This is a genomic window from Streptomyces sp. NPDC059850, assembly GCF_042731515.1.
Taxonomy (GTDB): Bacteria; Actinomycetota; Actinomycetes; order Streptomycetales; family Streptomycetaceae; genus Streptomyces.
Genome location: NZ_JBHWJI010000009.1, coordinates 1 through 18492, shown reverse-complemented (window position 1 = coordinate 18492; position 18492 = coordinate 1). Strand labels below are relative to the sequence as shown.

At 69.6% G+C, this 18492-nt stretch carries 15 protein-coding genes; 10 read left to right on the top strand and 5 right to left on the bottom strand.

Translation table 11 applies throughout. The features are described from left to right. Positions 1–2682: an endo-beta-N-acetylglucosaminidase gene (locus ACFV9T_RS09505; RefSeq protein ID WP_385437924.1), complete on the top strand. Its 2682-nt coding sequence runs from the start codon at positions 1–3 to the stop codon at positions 2680–2682. Between the two features lie 3 nt (positions 2683–2685). On the opposite strand, the gene ACFV9T_RS09500 is transcribed toward ACFV9T_RS09505, so the two are convergent. From ACFV9T_RS09500 to ACFV9T_RS09490, 3 genes are all read right to left on the bottom strand, one after another. After that, on the bottom strand, positions 2686–3912 hold the full coding sequence (locus ACFV9T_RS09500; protein WP_385437922.1) for a hypothetical protein: 1227 nt from the start codon (positions 3910–3912) through the stop codon (positions 2686–2688). A 145-nt stretch (positions 3913–4057) separates the two neighbouring features. After that, positions 4058–4966 carry a nitrilase family protein gene (locus ACFV9T_RS09495; protein ID WP_385437920.1) on the bottom strand — a complete coding sequence of 303 codons (909 nt, stop codon included), beginning with the start codon at positions 4964–4966 and terminating at the stop codon, positions 4058–4060. Continuing rightward, positions 4963–5991, bottom strand: a complete 1029-nt coding sequence (locus ACFV9T_RS09490) for an asparaginase (protein WP_385437918.1) — start codon at positions 5989–5991, stop codon at positions 4963–4965. The genes ACFV9T_RS09495 and ACFV9T_RS09490 overlap by 4 nt, the downstream gene beginning before the upstream one ends. Before the next feature lie 116 nt (positions 5992–6107). On the opposite strand from ACFV9T_RS09490, the gene ACFV9T_RS09485 reads away from it, so the two are divergent. The 4 genes from ACFV9T_RS09485 (at position 6108) to ACFV9T_RS09470 (ending at position 11901) form a co-directional block, all read left to right on the top strand. Beyond that, positions 6108–7175: a LacI family DNA-binding transcriptional regulator gene (locus ACFV9T_RS09485; protein ID WP_385437916.1), complete on the top strand. Its 1068-nt coding sequence runs from the start codon at positions 6108–6110 to the stop codon at positions 7173–7175. A 322-nt stretch (positions 7176–7497) separates the two neighbouring features. Then, positions 7498–9543: an FAD-dependent oxidoreductase gene (locus ACFV9T_RS09480; protein WP_385437914.1), complete on the top strand. Its 2046-nt coding sequence runs from the start codon at positions 7498–7500 to the stop codon at positions 9541–9543. Further along, positions 9540–11390 carry a thiamine pyrophosphate-binding protein gene (locus tag ACFV9T_RS09475; RefSeq protein ID WP_385437912.1) on the top strand — a complete coding sequence of 617 codons (1851 nt, stop codon included), beginning with the start codon at positions 9540–9542 and terminating at the stop codon, positions 11388–11390. Before ACFV9T_RS09480 ends, ACFV9T_RS09475 begins: the two co-directional genes overlap by 4 nt. 4 nt (positions 11391–11394) lie before the next feature. Further along, positions 11395–11901: an inclusion body family protein gene (locus ACFV9T_RS09470; RefSeq protein WP_385437910.1), complete on the top strand. Its 507-nt coding sequence runs from the start codon at positions 11395–11397 to the stop codon at positions 11899–11901. Between the two features lie 99 nt (positions 11902–12000). On the opposite strand, the gene ACFV9T_RS09465 is transcribed toward ACFV9T_RS09470, so the two are convergent. Beyond that, positions 12001–12312 carry a hypothetical protein gene (locus ACFV9T_RS09465; RefSeq protein WP_385437908.1) on the bottom strand — a complete coding sequence of 104 codons (312 nt, stop codon included), beginning with the start codon at positions 12310–12312 and terminating at the stop codon, positions 12001–12003. A 175-nt stretch (positions 12313–12487) separates the two neighbouring features. Between ACFV9T_RS09465 and ACFV9T_RS09460 the strand changes: the two genes are divergently transcribed. From ACFV9T_RS09460 to ACFV9T_RS09445, 4 genes are read left to right on the top strand one after another with little or no spacing between them, the layout of a single operon-like run. Further along, a complete protein-coding gene (locus tag ACFV9T_RS09460) occupies positions 12488–13204 on the top strand; it encodes a GntR family transcriptional regulator (RefSeq protein ID WP_385437907.1) in 717 nt (238 codons plus the stop codon). 56 nt (positions 13205–13260) lie between these two features. Further along, positions 13261–14268 carry an ADP-ribosylglycohydrolase family protein gene (locus ACFV9T_RS09455; protein WP_385437906.1) on the top strand — a complete coding sequence of 336 codons (1008 nt, stop codon included), beginning with the start codon at positions 13261–13263 and terminating at the stop codon, positions 14266–14268. Positions 14269–14301: 33 nt separating this feature from the next. Next, positions 14302–15789, top strand: coding sequence for a purine-cytosine permease family protein (locus ACFV9T_RS09450; protein WP_385437903.1), 1488 nt, complete (start codon positions 14302–14304; stop codon positions 15787–15789). Beyond that, complete coding sequence (locus ACFV9T_RS09445; protein WP_385437902.1) at positions 15786–16754, top strand: PfkB family carbohydrate kinase; 969 nt, start codon at positions 15786–15788, stop codon at positions 16752–16754. Before ACFV9T_RS09450 ends, ACFV9T_RS09445 begins: the two co-directional genes overlap by 4 nt. On the opposite strand, the gene ACFV9T_RS09440 is transcribed toward ACFV9T_RS09445, so the two are convergent. Then, positions 16722–17633, bottom strand: coding sequence for a LysR family transcriptional regulator (locus tag ACFV9T_RS09440; protein ID WP_385437899.1), 912 nt, complete (start codon positions 17631–17633; stop codon positions 16722–16724). The two genes, ACFV9T_RS09445 and ACFV9T_RS09440, sit on opposite strands and share 33 nt — an antisense overlap. A 248-nt stretch (positions 17634–17881) precedes the next feature. Here ACFV9T_RS09440 and ACFV9T_RS09435 point away from each other — a divergent pair. Beyond that, positions 17882–18492: lyase family protein (locus ACFV9T_RS09435; protein ID WP_385438192.1), on the top strand; the 611-nt coding region annotated here is incomplete at its 3' end.

Genomic DNA, 18492 nt, shown 5'->3' with positions numbered 1-18492 from the left:
ATGCCACGAATACAGCGACGACAGAGACCATCGCGACGCCCCCGCACCAGAAGAGCCCGCACCGGCGTCCTGGCGGCGGCGCTGGCCCTGACCCTGGGCGCGGGCAGCGCCCTGGCGAGCGACACCCTCCCCTGGGAGGGGGAGAGCGCCGTCGGCGCCAACCAGCCCTACCAGCACGGCTACTCCTCCACCGACCTGCTGCGATGGAATCCGGCGGACGACACGAACGCCGAGCTGCTGCGCGCCAAGGTGCCCCTGCAGACCCGTATCGCGCCCAACGCCGCCACCCAGCGCACACCGTCGCTCCCCGCCGACACCCAGTCCCTGACCCTCGCGGGCGACTACGGCAACGCGTTCTTCGAAAGCCACCCGTACACCAACGAGTTCAGCCAGTACCTCTTCAACTACTGGCAGTACAGCGACGTGTACGCGTCCTGGCACGGCATGCCCACCGAGGGCGTACCCGTGGACTACTACGACCCCGACCTCGACTGGAAGGAGAAGTGGTTCGAGTTCGGCGCGGTCAACCTCCCCAACCCCGGCTACACCAACGCCGCCCACGCCAACGGCGTACGGTCCCTGGGCTGCGTCTTCTTCTCGCCGAACGACCGGGGCGACCAGGCGTACACCGAACTGCTCCAGCGGAAGGCCGATGGCAGCTTCCCCGCCGCCGCGAAGCTCATCGAGGTCGCCAAGTACTACGGCTTCGACGGCTACTTCATCAACCAGGAGGAGGCGGTGACCCCGGCCGACATACCCGCCTACAAGAAGTTCCTCCAGCAGCTGCGCGACGGCGGCCTGTATGTGCAGTGGTACGACTCCATCGACAACTCCACCGGCAGGATCTCGTACCAGAACGAGTTCAACGCGGTGAACGCCCCGTTCGTCCGGGACACCACTCAGGGCGACGTGTCCGACTCCATCTTCCTCAACTACTGGTGGAACAAGTCCAAGCTCACCAAGTCGAAGACGTACGCGAAGGGTCTGGGCCTCGATCCGCGCAAGAGTGTCTTCGCCGGGGTCGAGGCCGGGATGTACCAGTTCGACCAGCCGTACGACCTCGCCAACAACCTCGACACCGATGGCGCCCCCATGAACGCCATCGCCACGCTCGGCGCCGACTTCGTCTCCTCCGACTACGCGAATAAGACCGACGACAAGGCCCAGTCGGCCGTCTTCGACCGGGAACGCCGCTGGTGGACCGGCTCGTCCCAGGGCGCCACCACACCGGAGGGCACCTGGAAGGGCATGTCGAAGTACATCGCCGAGCGCTCCGTCATCAAGGGCTCCACCTTCGCCACGTCCTTCAACACCGGACACGGCCTGTCGGCCTGGAGCGACGGCAAGCTCTCCAACGACGCCGAGTGGGGCAACATCAACCTCCAGGACATCCCGCTGACCTGGCAGTGGTGGATCGACGCCGGGAAGTCGCCCCTCAAGGCCGACTTCGACTACGGCCCCGAGTACACGCCCGCCGACCGCTTCTCCTACCGGCCGATCGGCGCCTACAACGGGGGCAGCTCCCTGGCCCTCAGCGGCACCCTCGAAAGCGACAACACCGTACGCCTCTACAAGACCGACCTGAGTGTCACCTCGGCGTCCACCCTCGACCTCACCTACAACAAGCCCTCGGCGGACGACGACTCCCAGCTGCGGCTCGCGCTGGTGCTGGCCTCCGACCCGGGCGAGGTGGTGCAGGTGCCACTGTCCGGCTCCGGCAAGCACACCACCGGCTGGACCACCGCGTCCGCCGACCTGTCGAAGTACGCGGGCGAGCGCATCGCCTCCCTCGGCCTCGTCGTCGCCGCGGGCGCCCAGCCGATCAAGAACTACCAGGTCAACGTGGGCGCCCTGGCCCTGCACGACGGCGTCGACCGCACCCCGGCCATGCCGAAGCAACTGCGCATGGACCAGCTGCTGCCCGGCAGTGACGAGCTGTTCCTGTCGTGGCAGCGCGGCGACTACGACACGGTGCGCCGCTACGACGTCTACCTCGACGACACATACCTCGGCGGCATCTACGACGACGTGTTCTACGCCAAGCGCTTCACCGCCACCTCAGGGAAGGTCAAGCTCGTCGCGGTCGGCCCGGACGGCACCCGGAGCAAGCCCGCGACCGTGTCGTTCGACCTGTCCACCGCCCCGTCCGAGGTGACCGCCAAAGCGGCGGCGGACGGCACCCTGAAGGTGACATGGACCCCACGGCAGACCGGTCAGCCCGTCACCGTGAAGGTCCGGGGCCTCGACAGCTCCAAGCCGTACACCAAGGAGGTGACGGTACCGGGCGACCAGCCGGGCGCGACCCTGACCGGCGTACCCGTGAGCGGCGGTAAATTTCTCCTCACCGTGAAAACCGGCGACGGCACGGCCACCGGCGTGCGTGGCACATTCGCCGATGCCGATATCAGTTCCTATCCCGCGTCCGCCGTAAAAGTCACGGGAAACACTTTCGCTTTCTCCCGCCCCACCCTTTCCGACTGGCACACCCTCACCATCCTGGAGAACGGCCAGCCGAAATCGTTCGCCACGACCTACGGCTCGGGCAACAAGCCGTACATCGTCCGTGGCCGCACCACCCGCCCGGCGATGACGGTGACCATGTCCAGCCCCACCAGCAAGGTCGTCGCGGTCCTGGAGGACTACGCCGGAAACAAGGCGACGACGGTGCTGCGCGACAACTGACGGTCAGACCAGGTGCCCGATGGCGGGGACGATCGCCGCGGTCGCGAGGGCCATGGAGACGGTGTTGCCGATGAACGGATGGAAGTCGTCGGGCAGCGCCTTGGAGACCGGCCGCGCGATGACGGGGCAGAGCACCGCCCCGCCGACGGCACCGAGAATGAGCGCCGTGGCGCTGTCGCCGTAGGCCAAGACGGTGGCCGGCGCCACGGACACCACCGAGACGTAGGTGGGTGCCCATCCTCCGTCGCGGTAGAGGTGACGCCACAGGATGATGCCGATGGCCGAGGTGAGAGCCTGAGCGAGCATGATCCTGGGCAGCAGCCCGGTGCCGTAGGAGGCGAACGACGGGTTGAGCACGGTGGTGACGGTCGCACCGATGATCAGCCCGATGCTCGCCCACTCGTTGGCGTAGAACTGGGTTTCGGTGAAGTCGGTGATGATCCGGCGGATCATCCATCGGGTGTCACTCAGGAGGGTCGGTGCCGCCTTCTCGGCGGCGACCGTCTCCTCCTGGGACTCGGGCGCGGGCGCGGGGCGTGTCATCCAGGGCAGTGCCCGGCACAGCAGGAAGGCGAGCGCGGCACCGATGCTCATGGAGGCGGTGTTCGCCACGACCGGCGGGAGGGTGAGGGGCCCGGTGACATGGTCGATGAGAACCATGGCGAGCGGGGTCGTGAACGCACCGAGAATCGCGCCGGTGAACAGCCTCGTCCAGCCGCGGCCGTAGACCAGGACCACGGCGGTGGCGACACACACGAAGGGGACGAAGGTCGGTTGCCACCCGCTGTCGAGACTGCCGCCGAACAGGGCGTTGGACAGCACCAGGCTGAGGCCTGCCGCGCCGAGCATCCACGGCCACAGCCCGGTGCCGTAGGCGATGGGCTCCCCGGCCCACGGCTTCTTCGCCCGCAGCGCCCACCAGCCGACGGTGGCTCCCGCGAGCAGGCCGAGCGAGGCGACCCAGGACTTGTAGAACTGTGGTTCGCTGATGTCACCGAGGACCCACTGGAGCCGCGCGGCCGGTTCGCGGGTGACTGCCGAGAGCCAGTCCGGATAGTCCGGCAGGGCGTGATGCCCGGCCGGTACCCCGGCCAGGAGAGCAGCCAGGGCCATGAAGGCGCCCACGGTCAGCGCTCCGCCGAGCAGGAGCCCGGGCAGTGACAGTTCGGGTCGGTTCTCGTCCGGGTGTGTGGAGTCGGCCTGCGAGGGGTGGTGGGTCGGAGTCGTCATCGTGGTGCCCGCCTGAAGGGTGCGCTGGTGCTCAATTGCTGGTGCCCGGTGGCTCGGTGTCCGGTGTCCGGTGCTCGGTGACCTGGTGCTCGGTGACTCGGTGCTCAACGAGGGGGAATGCGCGGTCCGCTGTGACGTTGTCGGGTCAGCGAACCGCGGGAGTGCCGCCGGTGTAGCCGAGCAGCGGGTCGTAGAGGTCGGTGCGGCGGTCGCGGGGCAGGTCGTTGAGCTCGCTCCAGACGACTGCCGAGCGGGACGCGACGACGTCCATGTCGGCGTAGAGGATCTCTTCCTTCTCCGCGTCGGCGATGCCCGCGGTCGGCCAGCCGTTCACTCCGGTGATCAGCGAGCAGCCGAGGAACTTTCCGCCGCGTTCCTCACCGACGCGGTTCGCGGCGATGATCGGGACGCTGTTGACGTGCGAGGCGCCCATCGTGAGGTAGCTGGCCATGCAGTTGCCGGCCTCGTCGAACAGCGGCGGCGGCGTCCACACCCAGTTGTTCACCGAGCAGATGAGGTCGGCGCCCTGCGCGGTGAGGATCCGGGCCACTTCGGGGAACCAGATGTCCCAGCAGATGAGGAGCCCGATTCTGCCGATCCTGGTCTCGAAGACGGGGTAGGACGAGCCAGGGGTGAAGATCAGCTTTTCCCGGTTCCACAGATGCGACTTGCGGTACGTGCCGATGAAGCCCTCGGGGCCGATCAGGACGGCCGAGTCGTAGAGGTGGACACCGTCGCTCTCCGCGATGCCGGCCGCGATGTAGACATCGAGCCGGGCGGCGAGTTCTTTCCACTTCGCGCAGGTGGGGCCGTCCGGGACGGGCTCGGCGTGTGCGTAGGCCTCTTCCCGGGTGTCGAAGGAGTAGCCGGTGCCGGCCAGCTCGGGCAGCACGATCAGCCGGGCACCGTGGCCGGCGCACTCCTCGATCTGCTCGATGGTGGCCGCGACGTTGTCCGCCTTGTTCTCCAGTCCGACCCGCGGGTTGGACTGGACGGCGGCGACGCGGAGCGGGCTCACGGCCGGGTGGGTGGCCGAGCGGGTGGTTTCCGTCATGGAAGGACTCCTAGGGGTGGGGGTACTGCTTCCGACCGGTCGGGTTCGGTGGCGAACGCGGAGACGATCTGGTCGTGTGTGCGCCCGGACGCGATGAGTGCGGCGAGCAGGACCCGTGCCTGGCTGGGACGTAGGTGACCCGAGACGATGGCGCCCGCGGCGACCAGATCGACGCCACCGCCTCCGCCGCCGTACACGGGTGTGATGGCGCCGGCCGCCACGCGCGACGAGAGGGCGACGTGCACCCCGGCGCGTGTGCAGCGTGCGACCGCGGCGGCGATGTCCGCGTTCGCGTTTCCGTAGCCGGTCGCCTCCAGGACGATCCCTCGGGCGCCCCTGGCGAGAACCGCCTCAAGGGCGGCCGCGTCGCACCCAGGATAGATCGCGACGATGTCGACCCGGGTGCCGGAGATCGCCACCTCGGGTGGCAGTCCGGTCACGGCCCGCCGCAGCTGTGTGTGAAAGCGGACGCGGCCGTCGCGATTGACCGTGCCCACGGGACCGTGGTCGGCGTCGAGGAACGCGGACCGCGTGCTGTTGTGCACCTTGCGGGTCCCTCGTGCCGAGTGCAGTACGCCGGCGAAACAGACCAGGACTCCGAGATCACGAGCCTGTGGGGACGCCGCGGTGGCGATCGCGTCGGCAAGGTTGCGCGGGCCGTCGGCCGCCCGGTCGTCGTGGCTCAACTGGGCCCCGGTGAACACGACCGGCCGGGGGTCCCCGTGGCAGAGGTCGACCAGCATCGCCGACTCCTCCAGCGTGTCGGTGCCGTGTGTCACCACCACACCGCAGGTGTCGATGTCGCTCAGTGCCCCCTTCACCAGGCGGTTGATCTCGTCCATCTGCTCGAAGCCGATGGCGTAGCTGTTCTGGTTCATCGCCTCGACGACCCGCACCGGCACGCTCCGTCCGGCGGTGAGACCGGATACCAGGGTGGCGCCGGAGACGCTCGCGACCTTGGCGCCGTCCTCGTCCGAGGTACTGGCGATGGTTCCGCCCGTGGTGATGACGACTACGGTCCGCACAGTTGCCCAATCGTTTGCGCCAATCGATTGTGCTAATCTAGCCGGGGTCATTTGGGGTGGCAAGGGGTCGGTTGCAGATCTCTCCGGCGGTCGTGTCCGGAGGGGGAGGGGGATACGTGTCCGGACCAGCCAGAGAAGATCTTCCCCATCTGGACAAGGCCGGGCGGCCGACTCTGGCGACCGTCGCCGCCCTTGCGGGTGTCCACACATCGACGGCCTCGCGCGCGCTCTCCAGCTCACTGTCGAGCGGTGTTCGCGTCGGATCCGCCGACACGGTCGAACGCATTCGCCGGATCGCCGGGGAGCTGGGGTTCTCCCGCAACCTCCACGCGGCCGGGCTGCGGACGCAGCGCACCTCGCTTGCCGGTGTGCTCGTGCCGCGCCTCACCGACCTCGTGCTCGCGACGATCTACGAAGGCATCGACGAAGAGGCGCGCCGCCGCGAGTACCAGACGTTCGTGGCGAACACCAACGACGACGAGGCGGAACGCGCCTCCAAGCTCGACATGCTGCTGGCCCGCCACGTCGACGGGATCGTGCTCGGCGACGCGCGTATCGAAGACGACGAGATCATCGCGCAGCTCCAGGCGCGCCGCGTGCCGTTCGTCCTGGTCAGCAGGTGGTCTCAGGATCACCCGAGCGTGACCTGCGACGACTACGCGGGTGGCCGTCTGGCGGCGCGGCACCTCCTGGAGCTGGGCCACCGCAGGGTCGCGGTCATCGCGGGTGAGCAGTACGCCAGCACCGCGCTCGACCGCGTCCGCGGATTCGCCGACGCCTATGGCGAAGCCGGCCACCCCTTGGTTCCCGAACTCGTCGTCCCGTCCCGGTTCGACGTCGCCGGAGGGCACCGCGCGTGCCGGCAGATCCTCGACGCGCCCGGCGAGATGCCTACGGGCATCTTCGCGGTCAACGACTTCGCCGCGATCGGCGCGCTCGGAACGCTCCGCGCGGCGGGCATGACCGCCGGCAGGGACATCGCGGTGATCGGATACAACGACGTCTCGCTGGCCGGTGAACTGCCCTTGCCGTTGAGTTCGGTCAAATCCCCCCTGCGCGAGATGGGAGCGGAGGCGATGAGTCTTCTGCTCACAGGAATCGGTGGCGGGGAAATGGCGTCAAAGGCTCTCGAGCCCAGCTTGATGGTCCGGGAAAGCACGGTGGGGGCCGGTGCGGCCGGCTGATTCCGGGTAGGCGCAAAAGACGGTCGTCAGGAATGCGCCAAGGCGATACTGTTTCCGAACTCCTGTGCGCATCGGCGTGACGGTCTCTATTCGCTGCCCAGTTCGATGAACTGGGTGGTCCGGCGGGTTAACTCGCCCGGCGCACCCGCGATTGCGTTCCCTCTTCCCCTTCCGTCTCGTGCGGATCATGGGCCCCTCACCTGTAAAAGCCGGCAAGCTTGCAATTCCGCCAACCGCGTGTTCGATATTTTTAGGACTTTGCCAACGCATTGCCTGTTTGGGGAATCGAGAAATCGTTTCTTCATATCTACGATCGCAAGCTATGACCGACACTCCACGCGGCAACTCCGCAGCCCGTGCGCGCTGGCAAACGTGTCTCAAGCTCGCCCGCGAGCTTCTTCTCATCGGGCCGGACGACAAGGACCTCAAGCTCAGCTATCTCGACACGCTGATCGATACGGGCGGCCTCGGACCGACCCCGCACCCCCGTAAGAAGATCCTCATCATCGGCGCCGGTATCACCGGCCTCGTCGCCGGACGTCTGCTCAAGGACGCGGGGCACGACGTCACCATCCTGGAAGCCAACGCCAGCCGTGTCGGCGGACGCGTCAAGACCTTCCGCGCCACCAAGCATCATCAGCCCTTCGACGACTCCGCCCAGTACGCCGAGGCCGGGGCCATGCGGCTGCCCGACTTCCACCCGCTCGTCCTCGCCCTCGTCGACAAACTCGGGCTCACCCGCCGCCAGTTCTACAACGTGGACATCGACCCCTCCACCGGCAGCGGCCCCGGCGTCAGGGTGCCCCCGGTCACGTACACCTCCTTCACCGGCCGGACCTGGACCCACGGCGAGGACAGCCCCGGCTTCCGGGAGCCCGACAAGCGCGGCAACTCCTGGATCCGCGCCAACCGGGTGCAGGTGCGGCGTTCCGACTACGCCACCGCCCCCGAGCGGATCAACGAGGGCTTCCACCTCACCGACGACGAGGTCCGCGCCCCTGTCGTGCGGATGGTGGACGACGCGCTGGAGATCGTCCGCGACTACTACTCCGACGTGGTCGACGGGCGGCGCGTCAACAAGCCGTTCGACGAGTGGGTCGAGGGCTGGGCCCGGGTCATCCGTGACTTCGACGGCTACTCCATGGGCGGCTTCCTGCGGGAGCGCGGCGGGCTCAGCGACGAGGCGATCGAGGCCGTCGGCACGCTGGAGAACATGTCCTCGCGTCTGCACCTCTCCTTCTTCCACAGCTTCCTGAGCCGCAGCGACATCAACCCCGGTGTGCGCTACTGGGAGATAGAGGGCGGTAGTTGGCGCCTGCCCCACGCCCTCCACCAGGGCCTGCGCGACGAGGTGAAGCTCGGCCACCGCATGATCCGCCTCGAATACCACGACCCCAGCCGCGACACCGCCCCCGAGGGCGCCTGCGCCGTCGGACCCGACGGATGGGGCGTGGCCGTGCACACCGTCCCCGAGGACGACCCGCAGGCCGCGCCGCGCCAGTGGACCGCGGACCTGGCGATCGTCACCATCCCGTTCTCCGCGCTGCGCTTCGTGGAGATCGTCCCCTCGATGTCGTACAAGAAGCGCCGCGCCATCATCGAGACCCACTACGACCAGGCCACCAAGGTGCTGCTGGAGTTCAGCCGCCGGTGGTGGGAGTTCACCGAGGACGACTGGCGCAACGAGCTGGAGAGCATCGCACCCGGTCTCTACGACTACTACCAGACGAGCGGCGAGCAGGACGCCGAAGCCGCCCCCGCCCCCGCGTTCGCCGAAGCGGGCGTCACCGGCCTGCTCGGTGCCGCGGTCAAGGACAGCAGCGTCACCGAGGACATGCGGAAGCTGGGCAGCACCATGCCCCTGCGCGGCCCCGCCGTCCGCCCCGCCTCAAACTGCTTCGGCGGGGGCTCCGCCACCGACAACCCCAACCGGTTCATGTACTACCCCTCCCACCAGGTCGAGGGCAGCACCGGTGGCGTGGTGCTCGCCTCGTACTCCTGGTCCGACGACGCCGCGCGCTGGGACTCCATGCGCCCCGACGAGCGCTACGTCTACGCCCTGCGCAACCTCCAGGCCCTGCACGGCCGCCGCATCGAGGTGTTCTTCACCGGCCGGGGCGCCACCAAGAGCTGGGCCCGCGATCCGTACGCGTTCGGCGAGGCCGCCATCTACACCCCGCACCAGATGACCAGCTTCCACCTGGACGTCTCCCGCCCCGAGGGCCCCGTCCACTTCGCCGGAGAGCACACCTCACTCAAACACGCCTGGATCGAGGGCGCTCTGGAGAGCGCCATCCGCGCCGCCACCGCCGTCCACCAGGCCCCGCAGCTCACGACCCCGGGGCCGAACGCGGGGGGCCGCTCATGACGGCGTTCACGCCCGAGTGCACGGTCGCCCGCTATCTGGCCGGCCGCCTGGCCGAGCTGGGCATCACCCATCTGTTCGGCGTCCCCGGCAACCACCTGGGCCCGTTCCTCACCACCCTGCGGGCCGAGGGCGACATCGAGTGGGTCGGCACGCCCACCGAGGGCGGCGCGGGCCAGGCCGCCGACGCGTACGCCCGTATCCACGGCATCGGCGCGGCCGCGGTCACCTACAGTGTGGGCGCGTTCAACCTGCTCAACGCCTGCGGCGGTGCCTACGTCGAGCACGTCCCGCTCATCGCCATCAACGCCTGCCCGCCGTACGAGCAGTGGCAGAACTACCGCGCCGTCGGCCTGCTCACCTCCCATATGAGCCCCCGCCGGGAGAGCAACCTGGACGTCTACCGGCAGGTCACCGTGGAGGCGCAGGTCATCTCCAACCCGGGCCTCGCCCCCGGCCAGATCGACGCCGCGCTCACCGCCTGCCTGTCCGAGCGCAGGCCCGTCTATCTGGAGGTCATGGAGGACCTGTGGGACGAGCCCTGTGCCGTCGCCGAGCAGCCCCTCCTCCGCCGTGAGCGGCCGTTCAGTACGCGCAACCAGGCCATGCTGGACAACGCGGTGGACGCCATCCTCACCCTGATCGAGGACCACCCCGGCCCGGACGGCAGGCCCCGCCCGATCGTGTGGGCGGGCGAGGAGATCGACCGGTTCCGCCTCGGCGACCAGCTCACCGACCTGACGGAAGCCACCGGAGTGCCGTTCTGCACCACCGTGGGTGCCAAGGCTGTCGTCGACGAGGAACTGCGGGAGTTCCACGGCGTCTACAACGGCCCGGCCAGCCACCCGGATGTGCACTGGATCTTCAAGGACTGGGCCACGTGCCGGATCGGCCTCGGCGCCTGGTCCACGTCGAAGAACCTCGGCGGGGACCAGTACGTCGGTACCGACTGGGTGATGGCCGCGCAGGGCGGCGTCAGCGTCGGCACCCGGTACTTCCCCGACGTCCAGCTGGAGCGGCTGCTGCCCGCCCTCCAGGACGCGCTGGTGAAGCGCTTCGGGTCGGGAGGCCTGGCCGCCGACTACTACGCCGAGGCCCACGCCCACCTCGGCGCCACCGCCGACCGCCCCGCCAGCCTGGGAAGCCACCGCGCCACCCTCCGCACCCGCGGCTCGCACTCCCGGTCCGCCGAACGGCTCACCTACGACGGCGTGTTCGACCGGATCAACCACTTCCTGGGCGAGGAGAGCCCAGGGGACTGGACGGTCGTCTCCGACGCCGCGTTCTCCCTCATCGGCTCGATGAACCTGAGCCTGCCAGCGGGCGGGTTCCTGTCGCAGATCAGCTGGCTGTCCATCGGTTGGTCCGTCGGCGCGGCCACCGGCGCCGCGCTCGCCCCCGAGCGCGAGCACGCCCGCCCGATGGTGTTCGTCGGCGACGGCGCCTTCCAGGAGACCTGCCAGGAGATCTCCACCCACACCAGGCTCGGGCTGCGGTCGGTGGTGTTCGTCATGGACAACGGACACTTCTACGGCATCGAGCAGATGCTGGTGCACCCGTCCTACTACGCCGACCGGGACTCCGGCGCGGGGGACGACGCGCCGGAGGCGGACTTCTACAACGTCCTCCACCCGTGGCACTACGACCGCCTCGCGGAGGTCTTCTCCGGCAAGAAGACCCCGGTGAACGGGATCAGCATCGCGCACACCTCCGAGCTGGACGAGCTGCTGACCCGCCTCGCCGACCCCACCGACCCGCTCAACGCGGGGCCACTGCTGGTCCGCGTCCGCCTGCACCGGCACGACTACCCGCGGGCGATGGCCTACAAGGTGCAAGAGAAAAGGGGTTAGGAATATGTCCGAGTTCATCAACGTGATGATCGCGTTCGACGCGTACACGATCGCCCATCGCTACACGAGCGCGTCGAGGAATCCCGACGCGCCGACCCAGGTCGACCACAGCCTGATCTATATGACGACGCGTCAGGACCGCGTCGTCGGCACCTCGGGAGCCGAACTGAACTTCCGGGCCAATCCGAGGGACATCATCAGGTGGCGCGAGACGACGCTCTCGCTCAACAGCGAATACAGCGCCCTGCTGTACCGGTACGTGAGCAGCGATCCGCTGATCAGCACGCCACGGATCGTGGTGGGCGACGGCACCTATCCGATGCCGAAGGAGGGGTCCGACGGCAGGCCGGAATTCGTCACGCAGGACTACGAGGACCACTACTGGGAGGCGGACGTCCGCAAGACCGGCCGGGTCACGTACCGCTTCTACTTCCAGGTCCTGGACGGCGACCTGAAGCCAGTGGGCTACTTCCAGTGGGACCCGTTCATCACCATCGACAAACGCTCCTGACGACCCTCGCCGCGGTGGGGTAACACCCTCCCCGGCACACCACGTGGACGGCGCGCATGCCCGCGCCGTCCACCCCGTCGTTCCTGGGGTCCGTGGGCGTCAGCGGATCCAGATGGCCCGCCCCAGCACGGCGATTTCGCCTCCATCGGACTCGCCGTCGGGCGGGATCACATCGATGACCGGCCCGGAGCAGTCGTTGTTCATGTAGGCGAGCGCGTATTCGTTGGTTTGGTTGTACACGTGGAATCGGTTGTCCTCCAGCGGCACGGAAATGCAGCCGCTGGGGTTGACGGTGCGCCAGGTGCTGTTGAAGAGGTCGCCGTGAGCGGCGGAGGCCGATGGTGCCATGCCGAGGACGAGGGCTCCCGCGGCGGCCAGAATCCCTGCCGTGGTGGTGAGGCGGCGCATCATGCCGGACTCCTTCCCGGAGTGCTGCGGTCGGTGTGGATATCCAGACCGACTGACCACCTACCTGGATACCGATCCCCACAGGAATTTCGGTGGAGCCCCGGTGGTGGGCGCCAGGAGCCGGTCGATTCGGTCCGCCCTCTAGACAGGACTGGACATGTATGGCTAGCTTCCGGACATGACTGAACAGGTCCGCAAGCACCAGCGCGTCGCCCGCGTCCTGGCCCGTGAGATCCACAGCGGTGCCCTGGAGCCGGGCAGCAGGCTGCCCGGCGAACACGCGCTCACCCGGCGCTTCGCGGTCAGCCGGACCACCGTCCGCCAGGCGCTGGACGAGCTGAGCAAGCAGGGGCTGATCTCCACCCACGCCGGAGTCGGCTCGTTCGTCACCTTCGACGGAGCCCTGCTGGACAACCGGCTGGGCTGGACCAGGGCCCTGGCCGACCAGGACGTCCGGATCACCACCGAAGTGCTGCGCCTCGAAGCGGTACGAGACGAAGCGCTGGCCGGGGAGCTGGAGACCGACGGTGGCCGCTTCCTGGCCCTGGACCGCCTGCGCGTCCTGCCCGGGAACACCCCCGTATCGCTGGAGCGCAGCAGGGTCCCGCTGACCCCCGCCCTCGCCGAGGTGCCGCTGCGCGGTCTGGTGGACGGTTCGCTGACCAGGACCCTGGCCGAGGTGGGCATCCGCGCCACGTACGGGGACGAGTGGGCGTCGATCACCAGGCTGGACGCGGACGAGGCGGCCCTGCTGCGCCGTGGCGAGGGGGAGGTGTTCCTCCGTACGCGCCGGGTCAGCCGAGGAGCGGACGGCCGCGTCGTCGAGCACGTGACCAGCCTGCTGGACCCAGCCCGCTTCGAACTCCACCTCGGCTTCGGCGAGCCGCCCGGATGAGCCGCCGCCCCCGCACCGAACACCCCCGTACCGGACCGCACCGACAGGAACCCTCGATGAACGACCAGCACGACCGCGCCCTCGGAGCCCTGTACGGCCTGGCGATGGGCGACGCGCTCGGCATGCCGACCCAGATCATGTCCCGGCGGTCGATCGTCACCCGGTTCGGCTCCGTCACCGGGTTCGAACCGGGCCCGGCCGACAATCCGGTGAGCGCCGGAATGCCCGCTGGATCGGTCACCGACGACACCGACCAGGCCGTCATCGTCGGCCGCCTGCTGGTCGACGGGGGCGGGCGCATCGATCCGACGCGGCTCGCCCAGGAGCTGCTGGAGTGGGAGCGCGCCATGAAGGCCAAGGGCTCCTTCGATCTGCTGGGCCCGTCCACCAAGGCCGCCCTGGAAGCCGTGTCCCGTGGCACACCGCCCGAGGAGGCGGGGAAGTCCGGCGCCACCAACGGAGCCGCCATGCGGATCACCCCGGTCGGCGTGGCCTTCCCCGACACACCGCTGGAGCCCTTCATCGACCAGGTCGCCGCGGCGTGCCAGGTCACCCATGACACCACCCTCGGCATCGCCTCCGCCGCCGCCGTGGCCGCGGCGGTGAGCCGGGGGATCGGCGGCGGTGGCCTGGAGGACGCCATCGCCGCGGCCATCACGGCCGCGACCGCCGGTGCCGAGCGCGGCCACTGGGTCTACGGGGCCGCCATCGCGGCCCGTATCGAATGGGCCGTGGAGCTGGTCCGGGGGCTGCCCGAGCAGCAAGCCCTGGACCGTATCAGCGACCTCGTGGGCACCAGCGTCGCCAGCCAGGAGTCGGTTCCCGCGGCCTTCGCCGTCCTGGCCCTGGCCGACGGCGAACCGTGGCGCGCCTGCCTGCTGGCCGCCAACCTCGGCGGCGACTGCGACACCATCGGCGCCATCGCCGGGGCCGTCGCCGGATCCCTCAGCGGCGCCTGCGGCCTCCCGGCCGACGCGCTCACCACTCTCCGCTCCGTCAACGGCCTCGACCTGGCGCCGCTGGCCACCTCCCTCCTCGCACTGCGGGCCGCCGCGACCGGGTGACTGCTCTCCCCGAACAGAAAGACAGGTACGACCATGGCCGGATCAGACAACGACCGCGTCGGCGCGGTGGAGACACGTGGCATCGAGCCCGTGCCCGACGCCGAACGCCATGGCCACCCGGGGCAGATGTTCTGGACCTGGTTCGCGGCCAACATCAGCATCCTGGGTCTGCCGCTCGGCGCGGCGCTGGTCAGCTTCCGAGGCCTGAACATCTGGCAGGCGGCCATCGTGGCCGTGCTCGGCTCCTTCGGCTCGTTCGCCCTGGTGGGCGCCCTCAGCATCGCCGGAAAGCGCGGTGGCGCACCCGCGCTCACCCTGTCCCGGGCGGTGTTCGGGGTCCGGGGCAACGCGGGCCCCACGCTGGTCACCTGGCTGAGCAGGCTCGGCTGGGAGACGATCAACACGACCACGGCCGCCTTCGCCCTGCTGGCGCTGCTCGACGTCGCCTTCGGCGTGCGGAAGAACACCGTGCTCACCGTGGTCTGCCTGCTGGTCTTCATCGGCTGCACCCTGCTGATCAGCGGCCTCGGACACGCCACCATCATGTGGATCAACAAGTGGGCCACCTACGCCTTCGGCCTGCTCAACCTGGTCGTCATCGCCTTTCTCGTGGTCACCGTGGACTGGCACAAGGTCTTCCAGGCCCCGGCCGCCCCGGTGGGCGCCATGGTCGTGGGCACCGGCATGATCGCCGCCGGAACGGGCATCGGCTGGGCCAACGCCGGTGCGGATTACGCCCGTTACCTGCCCCGCCGGATCCCCGGCGGCAAACTCGTGGCGGCCTCGGCGTTCGGCGCGGGCATTCCCCTGGTCGTCCTCATCTCCCTCGGCTCGCTGCTCGCGGCGGGACAGCCGGATCTCGCCTCCGCGGCCGACCCGGTCTCGGCGATCAACGCGATGCTGCCCCGGTGGATGGCCATCCCGTACCTGGTCGCCGCCTTCGGCGGGCTGCTGCTCTCCAACCACCTGTCCGTGTACTCGGCCGGGCTCACCATGATCACCCTGGGGATACGGGTCCGGCGCACCCTGGCCGTCGCCCTGGACGTGGTGGTCACCTTCGTCGGCGGCATCTACTTCATCCTGATCGCCAAGGACTTCTACGGTCCGTTCATCACGTTCCTCACCCTCCTCGCCGTGCCGATCACCGCATGGGTGGGCGTCTTCGCCGTCGACCTGCTCCTGAGGCGGTCGTACGACACCGACGCCCTGATGAACACCGGCCGCACCAGCCGCTACTGGTACCGGGGCGGCTACTCCTGGCCCGCGACCAGCGCATGGGCGGTGGCCATCGTGGTGGGGCTGTGCTTCACCGAAGCGGGCACCGGCGCCACCGACATCTGGTTCTCCGGACCGCTCTCGGACAGCTGGATCGGCGTCAACGGACTGGGATGGGTGGCGACCCTCACCCTCGCCGCCGCCGTCTACGCCCTGCTGCGGCGCCTGGACGGCACGGACCGCGGCGACGACACTTCCGCGCAGCACACCACGCCGCTCGCGCCGACCGCACAGGAGCACGCGTGAGTGGCAGGCTCGTACTCCTCGGCAACGCCATCGTCGACCTGGTGATGCGGGTGCCGGAGGTGCCCGAGCGCGGTGGCGACACCGTGTCCACGGACACCACCTTCACCACGGGCGGTGGCTTCAACGTCCTCGTGGCCGCACACCGCCTGGGTCTGCCCGCCCTCTACGCCGGAGCCCACGGCACGGGCCCGTTCGCGGACCGGGTGCGCGCCGACCTCGCACACGAGGGCATCGAGGTGCTGCTGCCGCCCCTGGCGGACACGGACACCGGATTCTGCGTCGCCTTCGTCGACGACGGTGGCGAGCGCACCTTCGCCACCAGCCCCGGAGCGGAGGCCAGGCTGACCGAGGCCGACGCGGCCACGGTGCTCGCCGCGCTGCGCCCCGGCGACCTGGTGCAGGTGTCCGGGTACGGGCTCGCCTACCCGGTGAACGGCCCGGTCCTGGCCTCGCTCATCACCCGGCTGCCCGACGACGTCCGCGTCTTCCTCGACCCGGGGCCACTGGTCGCCGACATTCCCCCGGACGTGCTGGAACCCGTCCTGGCGCGGTGCGACTGGATCACCTGCAACCAGCGTGAGGGACGGCTGCTGACCGGCCTGGACGACGCCCCGCCGATCGCGGCCGCGCTCGCCGCGCGGCTGGGCCCGGACACCGGGGTGATCGTACGGGCCGACGCCGCCGGATGCCGTCTCGTACCGCCCGGCGGCGAGGCCGTACACCTTCCCGGCCGCCGGGTGACCGCCGTCGACAGCAATGGCGCGGGCGACGCCCACACCGGCGCCTTCCTCGCCCTCCTCGCCAGCGGGCTGCCCCCGGTCGAGGCGGCGCGGGGTGCCAACGCGGCGGCCGCCTTCGCCGTCACCCGGCACGGCCCGGCCACCGGGCCGACCCGCGGCGAACTCCGCGGCTTCCTCGACGGCGACCCGCCGTCAGGAGCGGAGGGCGGCGGCCCGGTCCCGTAGTTCGCGCAGCGCCAGCCTCAGCAGCGGGTGGCGCTCGCTGCCGCGCCGGACGGCTGTGAACACCCGCCGCGTGGGGCGGTGGCCGCGCACGGGGCGCGTGGCGGCGCCGCCGAAGGCGATGCCGTGGAGCGCCGAGCGGGGCACCAGCGCCACACCCGCCCCCGCGGCGACGAGGGCGCACACCGCCCGGGAGTCATCGGCGAGGCATTCCACCCGAGGCTGGAAACGGGCGTCCTCGCAGGCGCGCAGGACGACGTCGTGCACCGGGTTGCCGGGCCAGGGAGTGACCCACGGATCGTCGCTCAGGTCGGCCAGGTCGACCTCCGGGACGTCGGTCAGCCGATGGCCGGACGGCAGCACGACATCGAACGGCTCCGCGTACAACGGCTCGCGCAGCAGCTGCTCGCTGTTCTGGCCGGGGATGTCCCGGTGCTCCACCGACAGGGCGATATCGACCGCACCGTCGATGAGGAGCCGTTGGCTCGCATGGCCTTCGGCGTCCTTCACCCGGACCCGCACCTGCGGAGCGTCCTCCCGCAGCGTCGCCACCGCCGGGGCCACCACTTCGGTGATCGCGCTGGCGAACGCGGCGATGGTCACTTCACCGGCCAGGCCCTCCGAGCACGCGGCCATCTCGGCCTCCGCCTGCTCCAGCTGCGCGGCGATCTTCGTCGCGTGTGCGGCCAGCACGGTGCCGGTGGGAGTCAGCCGGACGGTGCGCCCGCGCCGTTCCAGCAGGCCGTGGCCGACCTCCGTCTCAAGCGCGGCGAGCTGCTGCGATGCCGCGGACGGGGACATGTAGAGCGCCTGGGCGGCGGCGGTGACGGTGCCATGTTCGGCCAGCGCCCGCAGCACCCGGAGCCTGCGTGGATCGATCACATGACGGAGTAGACCAGAAGCGTGTCCATGAAGCAAAGCTTCATAAGCAACCGGGGAAATTGCCGATGGACCTCACAGCGACGGCACCGCAGAGTGGTCCTTCATGAGGGCCGCGGTGGCCCTCGCCTGGTACGTCCCCCTCGATACCGATCATCGGCCCGTCGTCGGCGAAATGCGCTGACATGCCCGCGTCATGTCCCGTCCCGCATGCTCACGCCCCACCCCCCACGAAGGAAACCTCTGTGTCCATCACCGCGGACCATCGCCGCGAGCACGATCTCCTCGGCGACCGGGACGTCCCCGCCGACGCGTACTGGGGCATCCACACCCTGCGCGCCCGGGAGAACTTCCCCATCACCGGTACGGCGATCTCCGCGTACCCGCACCTGATCAACGCGCTCGCGGCGGTCAAGGAGGCCACCGCCCGCGCCAATGAGGACCTCGGACTCCTGGCCCCGGAGAAGGCCGCGGCCATCGTCGCCGCCTGCCAGGAGATCCGGAACGGCCGACTGCACGATCAGTTCACCGTGGACGTGATCCAGGGTGGCGCCGGTACCTCGACGAACATGAACGCCAACGAGGTCATCGCCAACCGGGCCCTAGAGATCCTCGGCCACGAGAAGGGCGAGTACGGCGTCCTCCACCCCAACGAACACGTCAACCTCAGCCAGTCCACCAACGACGTCTACCCGACGGCCCTCAAGGTCGCCACCGTCATCGCCGTCCATGAACTGCTCGACGCCATGGGTGTGTTGCGGGAGGCGTTCGCCGCCAAGGCCGAGGAGTTCCGCGACATCCTGAAGATGGGCCGCACCCAGCTCCAGGACGCGGTGCCGATGACGCTCGGCCAGGAGTTCTC